The 19,615-nt window shown below is 68.8% G+C and carries 19 protein-coding genes and 1 pseudogene; 12 read left to right on the forward strand and 8 right to left on the reverse strand.

Going from position 1 to position 19,615, the window contains the following annotated elements; all coding sequences use genetic code 11:
- Positions 1 to 1,410, forward strand: a 1,410-nt coding sequence (locus V7E05_RS07715) for an MFS transporter (RefSeq protein WP_333619087.1), incomplete at its 5' end; no start/stop codon positions are given.
- A 157-nt stretch (positions 1,411 to 1,567) separates the two neighbouring features.
- Here the strand turns inward: V7E05_RS07715 and V7E05_RS07720 are convergent.
- The gene (locus tag V7E05_RS07720; RefSeq protein ID WP_333619088.1) at positions 1,568 to 2,452 is read right to left on the reverse strand and encodes a glycosyltransferase; all 885 of its coding nucleotides are present in this window, start codon (positions 2,450 to 2,452) and stop codon (positions 1,568 to 1,570) included.
- 352 nt (positions 2,453 to 2,804) lie between these two features.
- On the opposite strand from V7E05_RS07720, the gene V7E05_RS07725 reads away from it, so the two are divergent.
- Positions 2,805 to 3,536 (forward strand): VIT1/CCC1 transporter family protein, encoded by a 732-nt coding sequence (locus tag V7E05_RS07725; protein ID WP_333619089.1) that lies wholly within the window; start codon positions 2,805 to 2,807, stop codon positions 3,534 to 3,536.
- A 122-nt stretch (positions 3,537 to 3,658) separates the two neighbouring features.
- Positions 3,659 to 4,168 carry a putative immunity protein gene (locus tag V7E05_RS07730; RefSeq protein WP_333619090.1) on the forward strand — a complete coding sequence of 170 codons (510 nt, stop codon included), beginning with the start codon at positions 3,659 to 3,661 and terminating at the stop codon, positions 4,166 to 4,168.
- Here V7E05_RS07730 and erm read toward each other — a convergent pair.
- A pseudogene (gene erm / locus V7E05_RS14310) lies at positions 4,165 to 4,915 on the reverse strand (23S ribosomal RNA methyltransferase Erm); the annotation flags it as partial. The gene V7E05_RS07730 and the pseudogene erm sit on opposite strands and share 4 nt — an antisense overlap.
- A 398-nt stretch (positions 4,916 to 5,313) precedes the next feature.
- Positions 5,314 to 5,781: a flavodoxin family protein gene (locus V7E05_RS07740; RefSeq protein ID WP_333619091.1), complete on the reverse strand. Its 468-nt coding sequence runs from the start codon at positions 5,779 to 5,781 to the stop codon at positions 5,314 to 5,316.
- Between the two features lie 251 nt (positions 5,782 to 6,032).
- Between V7E05_RS07740 and V7E05_RS07745 the strand changes: the two genes are divergently transcribed.
- The 5 genes from V7E05_RS07745 (at position 6,033) to V7E05_RS07765 (ending at position 10,826) form a co-directional block, all read left to right on the forward strand.
- The gene (locus V7E05_RS07745; RefSeq protein ID WP_333619092.1) at positions 6,033 to 7,244 is read left to right on the forward strand and encodes an LLM class flavin-dependent oxidoreductase; all 1,212 of its coding nucleotides are present in this window, start codon (positions 6,033 to 6,035) and stop codon (positions 7,242 to 7,244) included.
- A 61-nt stretch (positions 7,245 to 7,305) separates the two neighbouring features.
- Positions 7,306 to 8,415: a dimethylsulfone monooxygenase SfnG gene (sfnG, locus tag V7E05_RS07750; RefSeq protein ID WP_333619093.1), complete on the forward strand. Its 1,110-nt coding sequence runs from the start codon at positions 7,306 to 7,308 to the stop codon at positions 8,413 to 8,415.
- On the forward strand, positions 8,412 to 9,665 hold the full coding sequence (locus V7E05_RS07755) for an acyl-CoA dehydrogenase family protein (protein ID WP_333619094.1): 1,254 nt from the start codon (positions 8,412 to 8,414) through the stop codon (positions 9,663 to 9,665). Before sfnG ends, V7E05_RS07755 begins: the two co-directional genes overlap by 4 nt.
- Before the next feature lie 86 nt (positions 9,666 to 9,751).
- Entirely contained in the window at positions 9,752 to 10,282 is a 531-nt protein-coding gene (locus tag V7E05_RS07760; protein WP_333619095.1) for a flavin reductase family protein, read from the forward strand.
- A gap of 34 nt (positions 10,283 to 10,316) precedes the next feature.
- A complete protein-coding gene (locus V7E05_RS07765; RefSeq protein WP_333619096.1) occupies positions 10,317 to 10,826 on the forward strand; it encodes a polyketide cyclase in 510 nt (169 codons plus the stop codon).
- On the opposite strand, the gene V7E05_RS07770 is transcribed toward V7E05_RS07765, so the two are convergent.
- Positions 10,823 to 11,725, reverse strand: a complete 903-nt coding sequence (locus tag V7E05_RS07770) for a uroporphyrinogen-III synthase (RefSeq protein ID WP_333619097.1) — start codon at positions 11,723 to 11,725, stop codon at positions 10,823 to 10,825. The two genes, V7E05_RS07765 and V7E05_RS07770, sit on opposite strands and share 4 nt — an antisense overlap.
- Before the next feature lie 216 nt (positions 11,726 to 11,941).
- On the opposite strand from V7E05_RS07770, the gene V7E05_RS07775 reads away from it, so the two are divergent.
- Positions 11,942 to 12,481, forward strand: coding sequence for an NADPH-dependent FMN reductase (locus V7E05_RS07775; RefSeq protein ID WP_333619098.1), 540 nt, complete (start codon positions 11,942 to 11,944; stop codon positions 12,479 to 12,481).
- A gap of 108 nt (positions 12,482 to 12,589) precedes the next feature.
- On the opposite strand, the gene V7E05_RS07780 is transcribed toward V7E05_RS07775, so the two are convergent.
- Positions 12,590 to 13,105 (reverse strand): DUF4282 domain-containing protein, encoded by a 516-nt coding sequence (locus tag V7E05_RS07780; protein WP_333619099.1) that lies wholly within the window; start codon positions 13,103 to 13,105, stop codon positions 12,590 to 12,592.
- A gap of 135 nt (positions 13,106 to 13,240) precedes the next feature.
- Here V7E05_RS07780 and V7E05_RS07785 point away from each other — a divergent pair, with 135 nt between their 5' ends.
- Complete coding sequence (locus V7E05_RS07785; protein ID WP_333619100.1) at positions 13,241 to 14,674, forward strand: alanine/glycine:cation symporter family protein; 1,434 nt, start codon at positions 13,241 to 13,243, stop codon at positions 14,672 to 14,674.
- A 13-nt stretch (positions 14,675 to 14,687) separates the two neighbouring features.
- Here the strand turns inward: V7E05_RS07785 and V7E05_RS07790 are convergent, their stop codons facing one another.
- Both V7E05_RS07790 and V7E05_RS07795 read right to left on the reverse strand, forming a co-directional pair.
- Positions 14,688 to 15,260 carry a hypothetical protein gene (locus V7E05_RS07790; RefSeq protein WP_333619101.1) on the reverse strand — a complete coding sequence of 191 codons (573 nt, stop codon included), beginning with the start codon at positions 15,258 to 15,260 and terminating at the stop codon, positions 14,688 to 14,690.
- A 95-nt stretch (positions 15,261 to 15,355) separates the two neighbouring features.
- Positions 15,356 to 16,816, reverse strand: a complete 1,461-nt coding sequence (locus tag V7E05_RS07795) for a metallophosphoesterase (RefSeq protein WP_333619102.1) — start codon at positions 16,814 to 16,816, stop codon at positions 15,356 to 15,358.
- A gap of 121 nt (positions 16,817 to 16,937) precedes the next feature.
- Between V7E05_RS07795 and V7E05_RS07800 the strand changes: the two genes are divergently transcribed.
- Positions 16,938 to 17,348, forward strand: a complete 411-nt coding sequence (locus V7E05_RS07800) for a PPOX class F420-dependent oxidoreductase (RefSeq protein WP_333619103.1) — start codon at positions 16,938 to 16,940, stop codon at positions 17,346 to 17,348.
- A 67-nt stretch (positions 17,349 to 17,415) separates the two neighbouring features.
- On the opposite strand, the gene cycA is transcribed toward V7E05_RS07800, so the two are convergent.
- The gene (cycA, locus tag V7E05_RS07805; protein ID WP_442891632.1) at positions 17,416 to 18,888 is read right to left on the reverse strand and encodes a D-serine/D-alanine/glycine transporter; all 1,473 of its coding nucleotides are present in this window, start codon (positions 18,886 to 18,888) and stop codon (positions 17,416 to 17,418) included.
- Positions 18,889 to 19,058: 170 nt separating this feature from the next.
- Between cycA and V7E05_RS07810 the strand changes: the two genes are divergently transcribed.
- On the forward strand, positions 19,059 to 19,615 hold a 557-nt coding region (locus V7E05_RS07810), incomplete at its 3' end, for a DUF1707 SHOCT-like domain-containing protein (protein WP_333619105.1).

Raw genomic sequence — 19,615 nt, forward strand, 5'->3', positions numbered from 1 at the left:
GAGATCACCGTCACCAAGCCCGACGTGGTCAAACGAGCGATCGGCGCCGCAGCCATCGGCAACGTCACCGAGTGGTATGACTTCGGTGTCTACGGCTACCTGGCGGTCGTTATCGAGGGCGTGTTCCTCCCCGACGACATGGCCTCCGGAGTCAAGACGATCATCGTCGCCGGCCTCTTCGCCGTGGCCTTCCTCGTGCGCCCGCTCGGCGGCATCGTCTTCGGTCCGCTCGCAGACAAGATCGGCCGCAACAAGGTCCTCGCGCTCACCATGATCATGATGGCGGCGGGCACCTTCCTCATCGGCATCCTGCCCACGTACGCCACGGTCGGCATCGCCGCACCATTCCTCCTCCTCGCCTGCCGTCTTCTACAGGGCTTCTCCACAGGCGGCGAGTACAGCAACGCGATGACCTTCATCGCCGAGTACGCCCCCGACAAGCGGCGCGGCTTCCTCGGCAGCCTCCTCGAGGTCGGTACGTTTACCGGCTACGTGCTCGGCGCGTCCTTCGCGACGATCATCCAGGTCTCCTCCTCGGACACCTTCCTCGATTCCTGGGGCTGGCGCATCCCTTTCTTCGTCGCCCTTCCCCTCGGCCTCGTCGGCGTCTACCTGCGCACCAAGCTCGCGGACACTCCCGCGTACCAGGAGATGGAGCGGCTCGCGGAGGAGTCCGAGCAGAAGGCCGCGAAGGAGAAGAAGGGCGGCGGCGAGTTCAAGGCGATCTTCAAGCTCTGGCCGAATCTCCTCGTCTGCTGTGGCCTCGTGCTCGCGTGGAACGTCACGAACTACATGCTCACCTCGTACATGCCGCAGTACTTCAGCACCGTCGAGGATCTCCAGGGCAGTGGCGGAGTCACCGAGACCACCTCGCAGGTCCTTCAGATCATCGTCATGGCGGTGTGCCTCGCGCTCATCCCCATCATCGGCCAGCTCTCGGACCGGTTCGGCCGCAAGGCCATCGTCCGGCTCGGAAGCACATCGCTCATCGTGCTGTCGTTCCCCTCGCTCCTGCTCATCCGCGGCGACAGCGACGGGGTCGTGCTCATCGGGCTCCTCATCATGGGGCTGAGCCTCATCACGTTCTCGGCGACTATGCCTTCCACCCTGCCGTCGCTGTTCCCCACCGCCGTCCGGGCCGGCGCGCTCGCCATCGCGTTCAACGTCTCGATCTCGCTGTTCGGCGGGACCACGTCGTTCGTGCAGGCGTCGCTCATCAACGCGACCGGGTACCTCATGTGGCCGGCCGTGTACCTCATGGCCGCGGGCGTCATCGGGCTCATCTCCATCCATTTCGTGCCGGAGAGCAACGGCCGGCCGCTTTGGGGCTCGAACCCCTCGGCCTCCTCGAAGGAAGAGGCCGAAGAGCTGGCGGAGGAGCTCAACGCGGAGCTCGAACCAAGCAGGTAGGGCCTGTTTCCTGTTGGGACGCCCCGCCGTTCGGTCGACAGACCGGAGCGGCGGGGCGTTTTACGTCTATGACGGCGAAGGCCGCCCCTCCCCCCGGCGGTCCGCAAAGCCCTAGGCCCCACACGCTCGTGGCCTTAGCCCCTAGGCCCTGGCCCCCTTATCCCCGCAGCGAGTCCGCAGGCTCCGGAGAGAACCCCGGCCAGCCGGTTTCGAGCCACCGGCGAACCTCGGAGATCGGCTCGTCGAGCGCTCCCGGGTTGTCGAAGAGCTTGGCGTACACGGCCTTGAGCAGCGGACGCGGGAGCTTGCGGAAGAGCTGACGGGCAGCGTAGTTAGCCACGGCGCGCGGCCGACTCACCAGCCCCAGTTCGACGAGGTTCTTCTGCATCACCTTCTCCGCAGAGGCGAGACGCGGATCGGTGCGGCGATCGAACATCGACTCGGGCGCGTGCTGGAGGGTGAGCACCTCGTCGATACTCCGCAGCCGGTAACCTGCAGCGATGAGCCGGGCCCAGAGGTCATAGTCCTCCATGAACAAGATGTCCCGGATCCCGCCCACCGCTCGAGCAGCATCGGAATCGATAATCACCGTGGGGTTGTTGAGCGGGCTGTTGATCGTCACATACTTCTCGATCTGTTCCGGCTCCGCGGGAAGGCGCCGCACTCGCACGATGTTTCCCGGGGTATCGACGAACTCGCAGATCGCTCCGCCGACTGCGGCGTACTCGCCGGATTCGACGACCGGCCACTGCTTCTCCAGCCGGTCGGGCATCATGATGTCGTCGGCATCGTGCCGCGCGATCCAGCGATTCCGGGCAGCATCGATACCCGCGCGAATGGCATAGGACGCCCCGCGATTCTCCTCGAGCCGAACCACGGTGAGTCGAGGCCCTTCACGCCCGGAGAGAAACTCATCGATCCCGCTTCGCACCGGGCCGTCGCAGACGACCACGACCTCGTCCGGCGGCGCGGTCTGGTGGGCGATACTCCGAAAAGCGCGGGTGAACTCGTCGGTCTCTACACCTATATAGACCGGGAGCACACAGGAGATTGGAAGCACGACTGCCCTTCTGGGTCGAGAATTCGGGAACTGCGCCGTCAGCGCCCGCCAACCGGCGAGGGCGAACGACGCTCACAGCACATCGTAAGCGGGCTCCCCGGCATCACCGGCACTTCGTTCCAGGTGCCGCCCCCACTCGCACAGCGCCCACACGATCGGGGCGCGCGTCTGCCCATACGCGGAGATCGAGTAGCTCACCCGCGGGGAATCGGATGCACACGGCGCGCATCGTCGTGCTCGCCGCCGGGCTGTCGCTCCTCGTCTACGCGATCGCCTGAGCGGCCACGACCTTCGCGACTTCACATCCGCACATCGGCGCGCGATAATCGGGCCCATGAGCTCCGGTACCGCGCAGCACCCCTCACGCCCCGAGCCCCACTCCGACGACGGGTTCGCCCAGCGCCTCAACGGGCTCCGTGCCGGTGTGCTCGGCGCCAACGACGGCATCGTCTCCGTCGCCGCGGTCGTCGTGGGAGTCGCCGGCGCCAGCTCTCAGATCGGCCCCATCCTGACGGCGGGCGCCGCGGCCCTCGTGGGCGGTGCGGTCTCGATGGCCCTCGGCGAATACGTCTCCGTGAGCAGCCAGCGGGACTCCGAGAATTCGCTCATCGCCAAGGAGCGGTCGGAGCTCGAGGAGGACCCCGAGGGCGAGCTCGCGGAGCTCGCCTCCCTGTACGAGCAACGGGGTCTCTCCCCGGATACGGCCCGCCAAGTCGCGCTCGAGCTCTCCGACTCCGATGCGCTCGGCGCGCACCTCGATGCCGAGCTCGGCATCGATACCGACGACATCGTGAGCCCGTGGCAGGCCGCCGCCGCGTCGTTCCTGTCCTTCTTCGTCGGCGCGCTCCTGCCGATCTTCGCGATCATCGTCCCGCCGCCGGGCGTGCGGATCCCCGTGACGTTCGTGGTCACCGTCCTCGCGCTCGCGGCGACCGGGGCCGTGGCCGCGCGTCTCGGCGGGGCGAGTCAGGTCCGCGGCGCGCTGCGCATGGCGGTGGGCGGGGCGCTCGCCCTGGCGGTGACCTTCGCAGTCGGCACGCTCTTCGGGGAGGCCGGGCTCGCGTAGGCCGCCCCGGGCGCAGTTTGCACGAGCTTGAGCACGTTTGAACGGCGTTAGGAGGTCGTGCAAACGTACGCAACCTCGTACAAACTCGCCCCTCGCCCGCCGGCGCCTCTAGGCTCGCGGCCATGATCCTCCCGAAGGTCCGCGATCCGCGGATGATCACGGTCGCCCGCGGCGGATCGCTCTCGCCGGATCACCACCGACTCCTCGCTCTGTGGGCTGCCGACTGCGCCGAGCGCGTCGTACCGCTATTCGAGGAGGCCTGCCCCGAAGACCGCAGGCCGCGCGATGCGATATCCGCGGCGCGAGCCTGGGCAGAGGACGGGATGCGGATGATGGACGCCCGGGCCGCCGGCGGCCACGCCATGGGCGCCGCCCGCCCGCTCACCGGAGCGCCACGCTTCGCCGCCTACGCGGCGGGGCAGGCGGCGTGCGTCGGCCACGTCGCGGAACACGATCTCGGCGCGGCGGCGTATGCGATCAAGGCGGTGGCCGCCGCGGCGCCTTCGGAGTCGGGCGCGCGCCTGGCCGAACGCAACGCCCAGCGCGCTCTGCTCCCCGCCGAAGTCCGGGACCTCGTCCTCGAAGACCAGGCTCGGCGGGACGAGATCTGCTGGTTCGCCTTTGCGGACTAGCTGCCGTGCCCGATCGCTCCCCACATTGCTGCCCAATGCGCGGGGCGGAGATCGCGCGGGAAACGGCGGGGTCCGACCCCCGCACGGTCTAGCGCGGCGCGACCTTCGCGTTCGCGAAGACCGGACGCCCCGGCAACGATCCGCGGGAGAGAGAGTTCCCCCTTCCGGTGAATATGCGCTGGACGAAGCTTTGGTAGTGCGGCCGGTCCCGTAGGTGGATGAGCGGTTTATCGCGCCGAGACACAACACGAGCAGTCCGCCATCGACGGACGGCATCGGGTCGAAGGCCCAGGCTGGGACGCGCCCCTCGAGCCGGAATGTGAACCACGGCGCGGACTGTGCCGTCATCATCGTCGATCGACCGACACCTGAGCGCTTGCGCGCGACCTCCCATTGGGTGAGCAGGACGGCCTCGTTCCATTCGCCGGAACGAAGGAGTCCACGCAACACGGGGGTCGTGATGTGGAACGGCACGCTGCCCACCACTGCATCTGCCCGTAACGGGACCGTGAGCAGGTCTCCATGGACGACGTCGACACCCGGCAAAGTACGCCGGAGTTCGCGGACTCTATGCTCATCCAGCTCGACCGCCGTCAACGGGCGATCGAGCGCTGCGAGAGGAGAGGTGAGCGCTCCGGCTCCGGCACCTATTTCGAGGATCGCGCCCTCGGTGCGCGCCACGAGATCGACGAACTTGTCGATCGTGGGTCTATGAACAAGGTAGTTCTGTCCGAGTTCGTGGCGTCCGCCGTAGGTCGAGCGACGCGCCGGCTGATGGTTCGACCGAGGGTTTCCGGTTCGATTGCGGGAATTTCGGGCACGAGACAAGAGGGCACTCCGTGGATCGAGCATGGAGCGCCTCGGGACGAGGGCCAGGGGATGGGAACGGCTCGTGGGCCGGTCGTATCCGACGAACCGCCCGAGGCGCTGAGGCAACTCGGGATGCGGCGCGGTCTACGAAGATCGTGCGGGGCTAGGAAAGCCCCAGGCGCCGCTCAGCGGCGGCGATCCCGGTAGAGCGCCGCGGGTGCGGACGCGATCAAGGTTCCCATGGCTGGGGAGACTAGAAGCCAGGAGCGGAAAAGTCCCGGGGCTTCACAAAGCGCCTACACGGGGTTCGGACTAGATCTGCGAATCGAGGAGCGCTACCCGCGCGAGGCAGCGAGCTGCCGCGCGAACTCGCGGGCGCTCTCGAGATCGGCAGTGTCGGGTTGGCCCGTATTGACCCCGCCGATCAGGCCGAATGGCCCCATCGTGTCGATGCCGCGGCAATGGAACGCCCCGACCACACGGAAACCCTTGGCCTCGATCCGCGAGACCATCCGGTCCATGTAGCGCACGAGTGGAGGCTCCGGGAAGCCGCTCGTGGCGAACAGGAAGGCGTCCTTGTCGTCGACCTCGGGGAGCGCATCGACGAACTCGCGGAGGAGACCGCGGAAGCCCATCCAGTAGATCCCGGAACCGAAGCCGACTAGGTCCGACGCGGCCAGCGAGACCGCGGCCGAGGTGCCGGGCTCGTGGATCTCGGCGCCGAGCTCGGCACCGATCGCCTCGGCGATCGACCGGGTGTTTCCGTGCGGCGACCTCGACGTGGTGACGATGGTGGTAGACATTCTCGCTCCGAATCGTCCTGGCGTTCGCGGCCGGCCCAGGCCGCTCTGCCGCCAGGCTACGGGAATTCACACCCACGAAATCCGACCCACGAAATCCGACGCACGAATCCCCTGCGCCGGCCCACCCGGAAAAGACGCAGGCACACCTGACGCCTCGAGCGTATAGCCGGCGCAGGTCCGCCCCCGTCCCATCGATTCACGACGAACCAAAACGTGGAGGGCGACAAAGACCGACTGGTCTACTCGCCGCCATGACGAATTCCAACATCACCCTCCACTGGTTCCTGCCCACCTACGGGGATTCCCGCGCGATCATGGCGGGGGGACATGGAACCACGGGGCACTACGGCGAGCGCGAGGCCGACCTCGGCTACCTCACGCAGCTCGCCCTCGCCGCGGAGTCCAATGGCTTCGAGTCCGTACTCGTCCCCACGGGGCTCTGGTGCGAGGACGCGTGGATCGCCACCGCGGCACTCATCGGCGCGACCAAGCGCCTCGGCTTCCTCGTCGCCGCGCGCCCGTCGCTGGTAAGCCCCACCGTCATCGCCCAGCAGGCGGCCACGTTCCAGAAGCTCTCCAATGGCAGGCTCAAGCTCAACGTCGTCATCGGCGGCGAGGACCACGAGCAGCGCTCCTTCGGCGATCACAGGACCAAGGAGGAGCGGTACGCCATGGGCGACGAGGCGCTCGAGGTGATCGAGCACCTGCTCACGAGAGCCGAGCCGATCACCCTGCACGGCAAGCACATCGACGTCGAGAACGCGGTGCTCTCGCGCCGCCCGGCAAACGCCCCCGAGATCTTCTTCGGCGGCTCCTCGCCGGCCGGCATCGAGGTCGCGGCGAAGCACGCCGGCGTCTACCTCACGTGGGGCGAGCGCCCCGCCGACGTGCAGCAGAAGATCGAGCGCGCCCGCACGGCAGCGGCCGCCCACGGCCGCGAGCTCGATTACGGCATCCGCCTCCATATCATCGCCCGCGAGACCGAGGACGAGGCATGGGCCGAGGCGCAGCGTCTCATCGACGGACTCGACCCGGAGGTCGTCGCGCAGATCCAGGGCGGGCTCGCCCGCTCGCAGTCGGAGGGCCAACGCCGTATGACGGCGCTCCACGGACAGGGCGGGGCCTTCCACCGGGGCACCGACGCGCGCGACCTGGAGATCGCCCCGAATCTGTGGTCCGGCATCGGCCTCGTCCGCGGCGGAGCCGGAACGGCCCTGGTCGGCTCGTACGAGCAGGTCGCCGAGCGGATCGGCGAGTACTTCGACGCGGGCCTCGGGCACTTTATCCTCTCCGGCTACCCGCACCTCGAAGAAGCATTCCACGTGGGCGAGGGCGTCGTCCCTGCGCTCCAGCGCCTCGGCTACGGGGTCAAGAACCGCCCCGCCCCGACGACTCCGGTGAAGCCCGCCCACGTGCCGTTTACCACTGCGGAGGCCGCGCTTCCCGCCGCCAGCGCCTCCTGATCCACCACACCGAGCCCGGCCCCCGGCGTCACGGACAAAACATAAGTAGAGGAAGCACACAATGTCCACCAGGGAAATCGCCTCGACCCTCCAGTACGCGTATTGGGTCCCCAACGTGTCGGGAGGACTGGTTACTTCAAATGTAGAGCAGCGCACCGACTGGGGAATCGACTACAACGTCCGCCTCGCCAAGCACGCCGAGGAGGCGGGCTTTGACTACGCACTCTCGCAGGTGCGATACCTCGGCTCTTACGGCGCGGACAGCCAGCACGAATCAGTCTCGTTCTCCCTTGCCCTGCTCGCGGCGACGGAGCGGCTCAAGGTTATCGCCGCGGTGCACCCCGGCTTCTGGCAGCCGGGCGTGCTCGCGAACCTCGCGGCCACGGCCAGCGAGCTCTACGGCGGGCGCTTCGCGCTCAACGTGGTGTCCGGCTGGCTGCGCGACGAGTACATCGCGCTCGGCGAGTCGTGGCTCGCGCATCAGGATCGCTACGAACGTAGTGCCGAGTTCCTGCAGGTCGTGCGCAAGATCCTCACCGAGGAGAACGTCGAGTTCGCCGGCGACCACTACCGCATCCGCGGATATACGGCGAGCCCGCGCCCGAAGATCGTGCCCGAGCTGTTCCAGGGCGGTACGTCGACGGCCGCGCGCCGCAACGGCGGGCTCTACTCCGACTGGTACTTCACCAACGGCGCCGCCCCCGAGCTAATCGCCGAGCAGATCCGCGAGGTCCGCGAGCACGCCGATGCCGCAGGCCGCGAGGTCAAGATCGGGCTCAACGGTTTCGTCATCCTCGAGGACACCGAGAAGGAGGCGAAGGAGCGGCTCCGCGAGATCGTCGAGGGCGCAAATGCCGAGGCGGTCAACGCCTTCCGCCAGTCCGTCAAGGAGGCCGGCGCCTCCACCGGCGACGGCAAGGGAATGTGGGCGGACTCCTCGTTCGAAGACCTCGTGCAGTACAACGACGGCTTCAAGACCAAGCTCATCGGCACGCGCGAGCAGATCTCCGAGCGCATCGAGGCGTACCGCAAGGTCGGCGTCGACCTCATCCTCACCGGCTTCCTCCACTTCGACGAGGAGGTCCAGCGCTTCGGTCGGGAGATCATCCGGAATGACACGGGACGTGCCCCGTCCCCCGGCGCCGACCCGGTGCTCGCGGGGGCCCGATGAGCGCCCCGTCCCTCGACCGCCCCAGGGTTGCGGCGGCGCCCCCGGCCGCCGCCGAGGCGCAGCCGGGGCCGTACGGCGAGCTCCTGGCCGCGGCGGCGGAGATCGGCGAGCGTGCGCGCGCCGTGGCCGCCGAGCGCGAAGCCGGCGACCGCGAGCTATTCGCTGAGGTCGCGGCGATCAAGGAGTCCGGGATCCTCGCCGCCGCCGTGCCCGCGCGGCTCGGCGGCCCCGCGGCCGAGGACGGCGGGGACATCGCGCCGTCGCGGCGCGCCGAGCTCCTCCGCGTCCTCGCGTACGGGAACGGTTCGCTAGCCCAGATCCTCCAGCCGCACTTCGTGTTCGCGCGGTGGCTGTTCGAGGAGAAGCCGGAGGGTGCCGCGTCGACTGCGGCCGCCTCCGACTCCCGCCGCTCCGCACGGGAGACCGTGTGGGCCGAGCGCATCCTCGGCGGGGCACTGCTGTCGAATGCGCAGGCGGAGCGGGGGCCGCACGTCGCCGTCATCCCGGAGAAGGGCGGCAATGCCGCGCGCCTCGACGGGGAGAAGCACTTCTGCACAGGCTCGCCCTACGCCGACTTCTTCGCGGTGAGCGCGTTCCACCACGGGGCCAGCGATTCCGCGGTCCCCGACGTGGTCGCGTTCGTCGACGCGCTCGCCCCGGGGCTGAGCCTCGTCGACGAGTGGGACGCGCTCGGGCAGCGCCTCACCGGATCGGGCAGGGTCCGGCTCGACGGCGTCCGGGTCGCCGGCGGCGACGTCCACCCCTTCGAGTTCGGCGCGCTGCCGGCGTACGGCGCGTTCGCCCAGCTCCTCCACGCGGCGATCGACGTGGGCCTCGCGGAGGCCGCGCTCGACGAGGCGCTCGACATCGCGCGCTCGGCGGGGATCGGCGGGGAGCTCACCGAGCACCTCACCGGGGAGCTCGCGGCGCGGGCGTTCGCCGCCGCGGCCGTGCTCGACTCGGCCGGGCGCGCCGTGGACCTCGCGTTCGCCGAGGGCGCCGACCCCGGCGGGCGCGCGGCGCTCGCCGTGGGCGCGGCGAAGGCGACCACCGGGGAGCTCACGGTCGACATCGCTTCGCGGGTCTTCGAGCTCACCGGCACGCGGGGCGTGGCCCCGAACGCCGAGCTCGACCGCCGCTGGCGCGACCTGCGCACCCACACGCTGCACGAGAAGCGCAGGGACAAGCTGCGCACCCTCGGCCGCGCGTTCCTCACCGGGAACCCGCCCGAGCTCGGCACGCAGTTCTGAGCACGCCGCGCCCGCGACCGCGCCCCGCGCACACCACCGACCACACCACCGAAAGCACCGACGAAATCCCCACCCGAGGAGATCCCATGACCGCATCGACCATCAGCCCGAAGGAGCTCCGCGCCTCGCTCGCCCCGCAGGTGAGCGGCAGGGAGCTGCGCACGATCCTCGCAGGCGTGCCCACGCCCATCGCCGCCATCGCGGCGATCGTCGACGGCGCGCCCGTGGGCATGGTGGTCGGCACCTTCGTCGGCGTGAGCCTCGAGCCGCCGATCGTCTCGGTTAGCCTGCAGAAGAGCTCGTCGACCTGGCCGCTCCTCCGCGACGCGGACGCGCTCGGGATCTCGGTGCTCACGTCCGACCACGCCGCGCACATCGGCCGGCTCAGCGGCCCGTCCGCCGAGCGGTTCTCGGAGATCGCGTGGACCGGGGACGAGGCCGACGCGGTCTTCCTCAACGGCGCCTCGGCGTCCTTCCGCACGCGCATCCACCAGGAGGTCGACGCCGGCGATCACGTGATCGCGCTGCTCGCCGTCGACTACGCCTACTCGCGCCCGTCCGCCGCGGACGCGCTCGTGTTCCACAACTCGAAGGTCACCACGCCGCTCGCCCCCTGAGCGCTCCCTCCACACGGGCGCGTACAACGGAGCCATGAGCGAACGCATCGAGGTCAGCCGCACCATCCCCGCTACGCCGCGGGAACTCTTCGACCTGCTCCGCGACCCGTGGGGCCACGTCGCCATCGACTCCTCCGGCATGCTCCAGAGCGCGAGCGGCGAGCCCGTCTCCGCGGCGGGCGAGCAGTTCATCGTCCACATGGACCGCGAATCACTCGGCGATTACGACCTCGGGAAGTATGACGTCGCCGTCCGCTTTACAAATGTCGAGCCCGGATCGGAGACGGCCGCCGCCGAGATCGCGTGGACCATCGACGGGGCGATCAAGCCGCCCATCGGCCATACGTACGGCTATCGCCTCGAGCCGCTCCCCGAGGGCGGCACGCTCGCCACGAGCATCTACGACTGGTCCACGGCGGCCGAGGAGTGGAAGTCGATCTTCCCGGTGATCTCGGACGCCACCCTCAAGGGGACCCTGGGAATCCTCGACCGCACGGTGCGCCACGGCTACTACCGGCCGGCGGCGGGCGAGACTCCGGCCTAGTCCGACTCCCCCGACTCCGCAGGCACGGCGTCGCCCCGCTCGCCGAGGCGCGCGAGCACGAGGCGGGCCAGCGCGCCGAGGCGCCAGCGCTCGGGCACCTCGACGGGGACGCCGGCGTCGACGAGGGGCCCGGCGGTCACGGGCCCGACGGCCGCGGCGATGGTACCGCCGGCGAAGCGCCGCAGCGCCGCCTCGCGCAGGCCGAGCCGCTCGGCGGCAGCCAGCCACGCCGCGGTGCCCGGCGCCGCGGTGAACAGCACGGCCGCGTACCCGCCGCCAGCGACCTCGCGGATCGAGCGTTCGAGGGCCTCCGGGTCGTGCGGCGGTCCCCAGCGATAGACGACCAGCGCCGTCACAACCGCGCCCGCGGCCCGCAGGTCCGCATCGATCCCGTCGGCCCCCGAGCCGTGGAACTGCACGGCGACCCGCGCCCCGGAGAGGTCCAGCCCGAGCATGTACTCGCGCACCTCCTCGCTCAGCCCGTTCGGCGCCTCCCAAAAGGCGGACAGCCCGGCCTTCCGGATAGCCCCGGTGACCTTCGCCCCGCGCGACACGATCCGCGCCCCGGCGAGGACGCCCGCGAGCTGCTTGCCGAGCCCGAACTCGGCGGCAGCAGAGAGCCACGCCGTGAATCCCACGCCCGTGGTGACCACTACGATCCCCGGCGGATCGGCGACGATCCGCTCGGTGGCGTGGCGCAGTTCGGCGTCATCGGGATGGGGGATCGTGGACATCGGCGGCGCGACGTCCACCGCGATGCCGTGCCGCCCGAGAGTGGCGACGAGGTCCCCGGCGCGGCGTTCGAAGGCAGCGAGGACGCGCGGCTCCGCAGGGGCGTGCGCAGCGTCGCCCGCCGCAGTGCGGCCCACCGAGTCGTCGCCCACCGGATTATAGGTCACTGAGTGCTCCTGCCTCGCGGATGTGGATATGAATGCCGGACTCCCAATTCCACACATCCGTGCAACTTTCGGCAACAGGCGGCCCACCGATTTGATCCGAATCCGGATAGGCCGGAATATCTACGCTAGGTGTTTCGTTGACGCATCAACGTAAAGCACGAACGCCCAGCGCCGGATAGACACCGCCGCGGAATCCAAACGAAGGAGAACAGAGTAGTGAAGATCGGCATCATCGACGGTTCGGTCCGCGAGGGACGCAATTCCACCTCGGTCGCCCAGTGGGTCCTCGAGTCCGGCGAGAAGCACGGCGGAGCAGAGTTCGAGCTGGTCTCGCTCGCCGATTTCGACGTCCCGATCTACACGAGCGCCACCGTCCCCGCCGCCGCCGGCAAGAAGTACGATTCGCCGCAGGTCCAGGCCTGGTCGGACGCCATCGACTCCTTTGACGCCTACGTGCTCGTCTCCCCCGAGTACAACCACGGCGTCCCCGGCGCGCTCAAGAACGCCGTCGATTCGCTCGGCCCGGAGTGGATGAACAAGCCGGCCGCCGTGGTCGCCTACGGCGCAGACAACGGCGTCCGCGCCGTCGAGCAGTGGCGTCAGATCCTCGCGAACTTCAACATGCACGTCGTGCGCGCGCAGGTCTCGCTCTCCCTCTTCACGGAGTTCGGCGAGAACGGCCTCGTCCCCGACGAGCGCCGCGCCGGCGAGATCTCCACGGTCTTCGACCAGATCATCGCCTCGGCCTCGAAGTAATTCGCGCCGTCCGCCGTCATAGGCGGTGGACAGCCACCATCACAAAGCGGTGCCGCGCCCCCATCCCGGGACGCGGCACCGCTTTTTCTGACGCCCGAGGCCGCGCGCTCAGGGACGCCCGCGGAGTTCGTCGCGCAGGAGACCGATCTCGGCGCGCGTGGCCGCCGTGTTCTGCGAGGTCCGCACCGTCGAGATGACGAATTCGAGGAACACGCGCACCAGCAGGAGTTGGATGAAGAAGGGGATCCAGGCGAACACGAGGTAGAGGATCACGACGAGAACGACCGAGTACTCGTCGTCGTAGGCCGCCCCGGTCGTGACGACAACGAGGCCGAAGAGCCAGCCGAGCGCCAGATACACCATCGCGACTATGTAGAGGAACTTCGCGAAGCGGATCGACACGAGGCTGCGGAACGTGAAGTCGAAGACCGCCCCGAAGAAGCCGCGCGATTCGACCGGGTTCTTCTGCGCAGGCTGGAACTGCGGCCCCGGAGCTCCCCACTGCCCCCACTGACCGGTATAGGGAGGGAGCGGCCCGGACCCCTGGCCCGGATTGTGGCCCTGATACGGCGGCAGGGATTCCGTCTGAGAGGAATCGTCGGGGCTTCCGGGCGGTTGGCTCATCGGGGTCCTCTCGAAGGGATCGGGGCGCGTGTGTCGGCGCAGTTCGCCGGAGGAAATCGTACATTTGCACCGTCCACTTCGTGGGCGTTCGCACTTCGGCAGCGGAACGCGATTCCCCGACCTAATGTGACCCCCATGGAGTCTCTAGCCACCGCGGTCCAGGACATCAACGACGTCTATTGGTATTTCGTCATCACGATCCTCTGTATCGCGGGCGTGTGGTTCACAATCAGCACCAAGGCCGTGCAGATCCGCTGGATCCCCGAGATGCTCGCCGGTCTCAAGGAGAGCCCGTCGGACATCTCGGACGGGCAGAAGGGGGTTTCGGCGTTCCGCGCGTTCACGATCTCCGCAGCGTCGCGCGTGGGCTCGGCCAACGTCGCCGGCGTCGCCATCGCGATCACCGTCGGCGGGCCCGGCGCCGTGTTCTGGATGTGGGTACTCGCGATCCTTGGCAGCGCGACCTCGTTCGTCGAATCGTCGCTGGCCCAGCTCTACAAGGTGCGCCGCAAGGACTCCTACGTCGGCGGCCCCGCGTATTACATCCGCGATGCGCTCGGCTGGAAGCCCGTGGCCATTGCCTTCGCGGTCATCATCACGGTCACCTATGGCTTCGTCTTCAACGCCGTGCAGTCGAACTCGATCGCCCAGTCGCTCGGTAACCAGTTCTCGCTCGAGGGCACCTGGCCCATGTTCATCATCGGCGCCGTCGTCGCGATCCTCGCCGGCGTCATCATCTTCGGCGGCATCCACCGCCTCTCGGCAGTCACCGAGATCATGGTGCCGATCATGGCGTTCGCGTACGTCCTCGTCGCCCTGTTCGTCGTCGTCATCAACATCGGCGAGGTGCCCGGGGTGCTCGGCCTCATCATCGGCCACGCCCTCGGCTTCAAGGAGGTCGTCGGCGCGGGGCTCGGCGCCGCGTTCATGCAAGGCATCCGCCGCGGGCTGTTCTCCAACGAGGCCGGCATGGGTTCGGTGCCCAACGCCGCCGCCACCGCCTCTGTGTCCCACCCCGTCAAGCAGGGGCTCGTCCAGTCGCTCGGCGTCTACTTCGACACCCTGCTCGTCTGCTCCGCCACCGCGTTCATCATCCTTCTCTCGAATCCCGAGTACGGCGGGGATCCCGAGGGGATCTCGCTCACTCAGAACGCGCTGTCGAACCAGGTCGGGCACTGGGCGATCGGATTCCTCACGATCGTCATCTTCTTCCTGGCGTTCTCGTCGATCCTCGGCAACTCGTACTACGGCGAGTCGAACATCCGCTTCCTCAAGGACAGCGACATGGCGGTCAACGTCTTCCGCGTGCTCGTGTGCCTCGCCGTCGTGGGCGGTGCGATCGGCAGCATCCAGGTCGTGTGGAACCTCGCAGACCTATTCATGGGATTCATGGCGACCATCAACCTCATCGCGCTCATCCCGCTGGCGAAGATCGCCATTAAGCTCATGCGCAACTACGCCGAGCAGAAGAGGCAGGGACTCGATCCCGTGTTCCGACGCGAGGACATCCCCGAGGCGAAGAACGTCTCTGCGTGGGACGGATCGGACCCGCTCACGGTCCGCTCGTGATCGGGCTCGTGTTCTAGCCGGTCACGCCGCCGTCGATCGGCCCGTTGCACTGCTCGACGTCGATGCCCTGGACCTCGAAGGTCTCGGTGTGCGTCGCCGAGGCGAAGGGCACCACGGAACCGGGGGCAAAGGTCGGGAACGCCGAGCGGGTCGCCGTGATGGTGACGGTGAGATCCCCGATGCCCGTGTCGATGTCCCGGACTCCGACCTCGCGGCCGTTCGTGAATACCGTGTCGCTGCCGGACTGACCGGTCGCGTGGTTCTCCCAGTCGACCGTCGCCGAGTTGAACGGCCAGTAGTTGAGCGGGTCGAGGAAATTGCCGTTCGTATTGACGTCGAGGTCGATCGCGTTCGCGTTCATCGCCTGCTCGAGCGGACTGTTGCCCTTCCCTTCGTCCCAGTGACAGGAGTTGAAGGCGCCGAAGCGGATCATGTGGTCTCCGCCGCTGGGAAAAGCCATGGGGACGTCCTTGGCGACGGCCAGGGCATCCGCGGACGGAGCGCCCACGAGCGCGATGCCCCCGCCGAGAAGGGCGGCGCCGCAGACGGCGGCGATCCGGGGCGCGGTCACGTGAGTGCGGGGCATGATGCGTTTTCCTCTACTCGGCTCGAAGCGGGTGGCGAGAACACCTTGAACATCTGCCGCCGCGCGCCGATCGTTACGAGTGGGAGGTCACGCCGCTAGCTCAGCCCGGAGAAGTCGCGCGCGACCACATGATTGCGATCTCCGAACGTCCCCAGGAGGTACTCGGGCGCGAATCCGAAGTACGTGCGGCGCGAGCGCTCGATCCAGCGCAGCGCGAGCGGCGTGGCTATCTGATGGAGGTTGACCATGTATCCGCCGGTGTAGAGCGAGATCCGCGTGTAATTCCCCGGGTAGGAGACGGTGACCCCGGCCTCGAGGTACTCCGTCGGCGCGCGACCGCCCGCGGGCAGCACGTCGGCCGCGCCGCGGCGGGTCCTGTGCGTGTGCCCGCCCATGTGGAGGAAGGAGCCGGGAGTGTCGGCGAGCGCCTGCTGCAGGCGCATGGCATCGGGATCGTCGAGCACGAACCACGGCCCGGCCATGTTCGAACGCTGCGCGTCGCGGGTCACGGGGTGGTGGCACATCGAGAGCGTGGGCCGGTCGCGGCTTTCGTCGAGCACGGCGTCGAGCCGCTCGAACTGCTCGGGGTCGATCGCCCCGCCGGAGTTGTCGAGGTGCGTCGAGTCGAGGCCCACCACGCGCAGGCCGCCGATCTCGGTGGACCACATCGTCTGTCGCGGCTCGAACGCCTGGCCCCAGCAGTCGAAATGCGTGTCGCCGTAGGGGGCGCACGAGACGTACTCGGCGCCGCCGTGCGGGCGGTCGTGGTTCCCGCGCGTCGCCCACCAGTTCCGGCCCTTCTCCCCGAAGCCGTCGAGCAGCTCGCGCACCCGCGCGACCTCCTCGGGCTTGGCCTCGGAGGTCAGGTCGCCGTTGCAGAACAGCTCCGTGATCCCCGCCGCTCGCACGTCCTCGAGCAGGCCCGTGAGCATGACGTCGGAGTACGGCGGCAGGCCGGGCTCCTGCTCGGCGCCCGGCGGGAAGTCGGCGAACATGATCCCCGATTTCTGCTCCCCGACGTGGATGTCATTGGCCACGGCGATCGTGCGGATCAGCTTCCCGGGCGGCGGGGCGAGGGTGCGCACCACGCCGGTCTGCTCGGGAGAACCGGAAAGGTTGGTGACGACGTGGCTCCCCACCGCCCGGACGCCGCCGGACCTGGCCTCGAACCGATATTCGCGGCCCGGCTCGAGCCCGTCGACGCGCACGTGGTGCCACGGGGTCGGGGTGTCCTCGGCGTGCACGAGCGGCAGCGGCGCCGTGGAGTCCGCGGGCCCGAGGAAGAGCTCGGTGTCGGCGGGCAGGAGCCGGCCGGAGAGATCGTAGGTGGTCCACGAGAACGCCACGGAGGTGTCGGTGGCGGTGGGGACCTCGAGGTCCGCGGCGACGAGGTTCTTCGGCGCCGAGGCGCCGGCCGTACCGGCGAGCAGATCGGCCGGGGGACGCGAGCTCCCCTGCGCCACCGCCCGGCCGGTACCGGCGGCGACGGCCCCCGCCGAGAGGGCGGCGCCGGTCGCCGTCAGAAAGCCTCGCCTCGAGTACGCACCGTGAGCCATGAGCGCACCGTAACCGCGGCGTGCGACGGCAATTCAACGTTGCGGGAGCGGGGAGGTGAACTCGCCGGCGGGCGTACGCTCGGCCCCGTCCGGTCCGACACCAAGCCATAGGAGTTCCGCGATGAGCGACCGCCCCGTAGTCAATGCCAAGCAGCTCGATTTCCTCGCCAAGCCGAACCCCGCGGTGATGGCGACGCTCCGCAAGGGCGGCCAGCCCGTAACCGTCGCGACCTGGTATCTCCTCGAGGGCGAGCGCATCCGCTTCAACCTCGCTGCGAGCCGCGTGCGGTTGCAGCACCTGAAGAACGATCCGCGCGTAGCCCTCACCGTCCTCGCCGATGGCGACTGGTACTCGCACCTCTCGATCCAGGGCACGGTCGTCGAGATCGCCGACGATCCGGATCTCTCCGGCATCGACAAGATCGCTCGTCACTACACCGGCGAGCATTACGCAGTCCGGGATCAGCCGCGGGTCGACGTGTGGGTAAGCATCGACCGCGCCTTCGGCTGGGGCGCCGAGGCGGACGACTAGAGCGCGCCCAGAGCGCGGCTCACCGGCCGCGCACCGAGGATGGCACAGGATGCGCGGACCTCCGGCGTCAGAACTCGCTGCGCTTCTCGGCGAAGGCGCGGATCCGCCGCTGCTGCGTCGCGGTGCGGCGCAGGAACAGCCACGCGATGACGAGCACGACGAACCAGATCGGGGTCACGAGCAGCGCGGAGCGCGTGTCCTCCTTCTGCGTGAACGCCCAGATGAGGAACGCAAAGAACGCGAACACGACGACGCACATCGCGATGCCGCCGGGCATCTTGAACGCCGAGGCCGCGTGACGCTCGGGGAAGCGGCGGCGGTAGGCGATGTAGCTCGCGAGGATCATCGTCCACACGAACATGAAGCACAGCGAGGAGACGGTGGTGACGATGGTGAACGCGTCGATGATCGAATCGCCGACCATGACCATGACCACGCCCGTGAGCAGGAAGACGCCCGAGAGGTAGAGCGCGTTCGCCGGAACACGGCGGCGCGAGAGATGCGCGAACCACGCGGGCGCGTCGCTGTGCCACGACAGCCCATAGACCATGCGCGAGGTCGAGTAGATGCCCGAGTTCGCCGAGGACGCGGCCGAGGTGAGTACCACGAAGTTGATTACCGACGCCGCGATGCCGAAGCCGGCGAGGGAGAACATCGCGACGAACGGGCTGCGGTCGGGGCTGATCTCCCGCCACGGGGTAACGGCCAGGATGACGGCGAGCGCCACGACATAGAACAGGGCCACGCGCACCGGGATCGCGTTGATCGCCTTGGGCAGCGTCTTCTCGGGGTCCTTGGTCTCGGCGGCCGTCGTGCCGACGAGCTCGATACCGACGAAGGCGAACGAGGCGATCTGGAAACCCGCGACGAAGCCCATGAACCCGGTGGGGAACATGCCGCCGTCGTTCCACAGGTTCGCGACCTCCGCGTGCGAGCCGTTGGGGGCCGCGAAGTGGCTGGCGACCATAACGAGGCCGACGACGATGAGCGCGACGATGGCGACGATCTTGATCATCGCGAACCAGAATTCCGTCTCGCCGAACGCCTTGACCGTGACCAGGTTGAGCCCGATGAGCACGACGACCGTGGCCAGCGCGGGGATCCACAGCGGCAGGTCCGGCCACCAATACGAGACGTAGCCGGCGATGGCGATGACGTCCGCGATGCCCGTGACGATCCAGCAGAACCAGTAGGTCCAGCCGGTGAAGAAGCCGGCCCACGGGCCGAGGAGGTCGCCCGCGAAGTCGGCGAACGAGTGGTACTTGTGGTTCGACAGCAGCAGCTCGCCCATCGCGCGCATGACGAAAAAGAGCATGCCGCCGATGATCATGTAGACGAAGAGCACGGACGGCCCGGCGAGCGAAATGGTCTTGCCCGAGCCCATGAACAGGCCGGTGCCGATCGCCCCGCCGATGGCGATGAGCTGGATGTGCCGGTTCGTGAGCTGCCGAGACAGCCCCTTGGACCGCGGATCGCCGCCGTCCGTCGCGGCGCCGCCGTCGGTCGCGTCCCCACTGCTCGCGGCCCCGCCGCCGGTGATTTCCTCGGACACACTGCCCCTCTCGTAGTGAACGGGGTCACTGTACTCCCGGGTAACGGGCTCGCCGCGCAGTTGGGGCCGTTTTCGTGTCGGGGCCGATCCGGGCCGCCCGGTAGGCTCGACATGACCGGAGAACGCTTCGCCGCGCGGCGCCGAAACCTGGAGCCCCCATGGACTCTTCTCGAGACGAGCACGACCACCACGACCACCACGACCACACCGGCGACCTCCGCCTCAGCGATTCCGAGCGCCTGCACGCGCTCAACGCGCTCGGCGAGCATTATGCCGCCGGCCGGATCGGGATCGCGGAGTTCGAGGACCTGTCGGGGCGCGCCTCAGAGGTCCGGTGGCTCGGCGACCTCGATCCCCTGTTCCGCGGGCTACCCGGCGGCGTCCCGCTCGCCGAGCGCGGCGGGGCAATCGCCACGCTCGAGATCGACCGCCCGGCCCCGGACCAGGCGAGGGCGTCGACCGAAATCGCGAAGCCGCGCAGCGACGAGGACGAGCTGCGTTCCCTCCGCAAGCGCGGCGGGCTCGTCGAGACCCTCGACGGGGCGATCGTCGGGATCACCCTCATCGCCTTCCTCATACTCCAGTTCGTCGTCCACTTCGACTACGCGTGGATCGTGTGGCCCTCCTTGGTGGTGACCCTGTCGATCCCGCGGATGATCCTCCGCTACAGCGACGAGGACGAGAAGATCTACGAGGAGATCAAGGACACCGACGC

The organism is Dietzia sp. (assembly GCF_036741115.1).
GTDB lineage: Bacteria > Actinomycetota > Actinomycetes > Mycobacteriales > Mycobacteriaceae > Dietzia.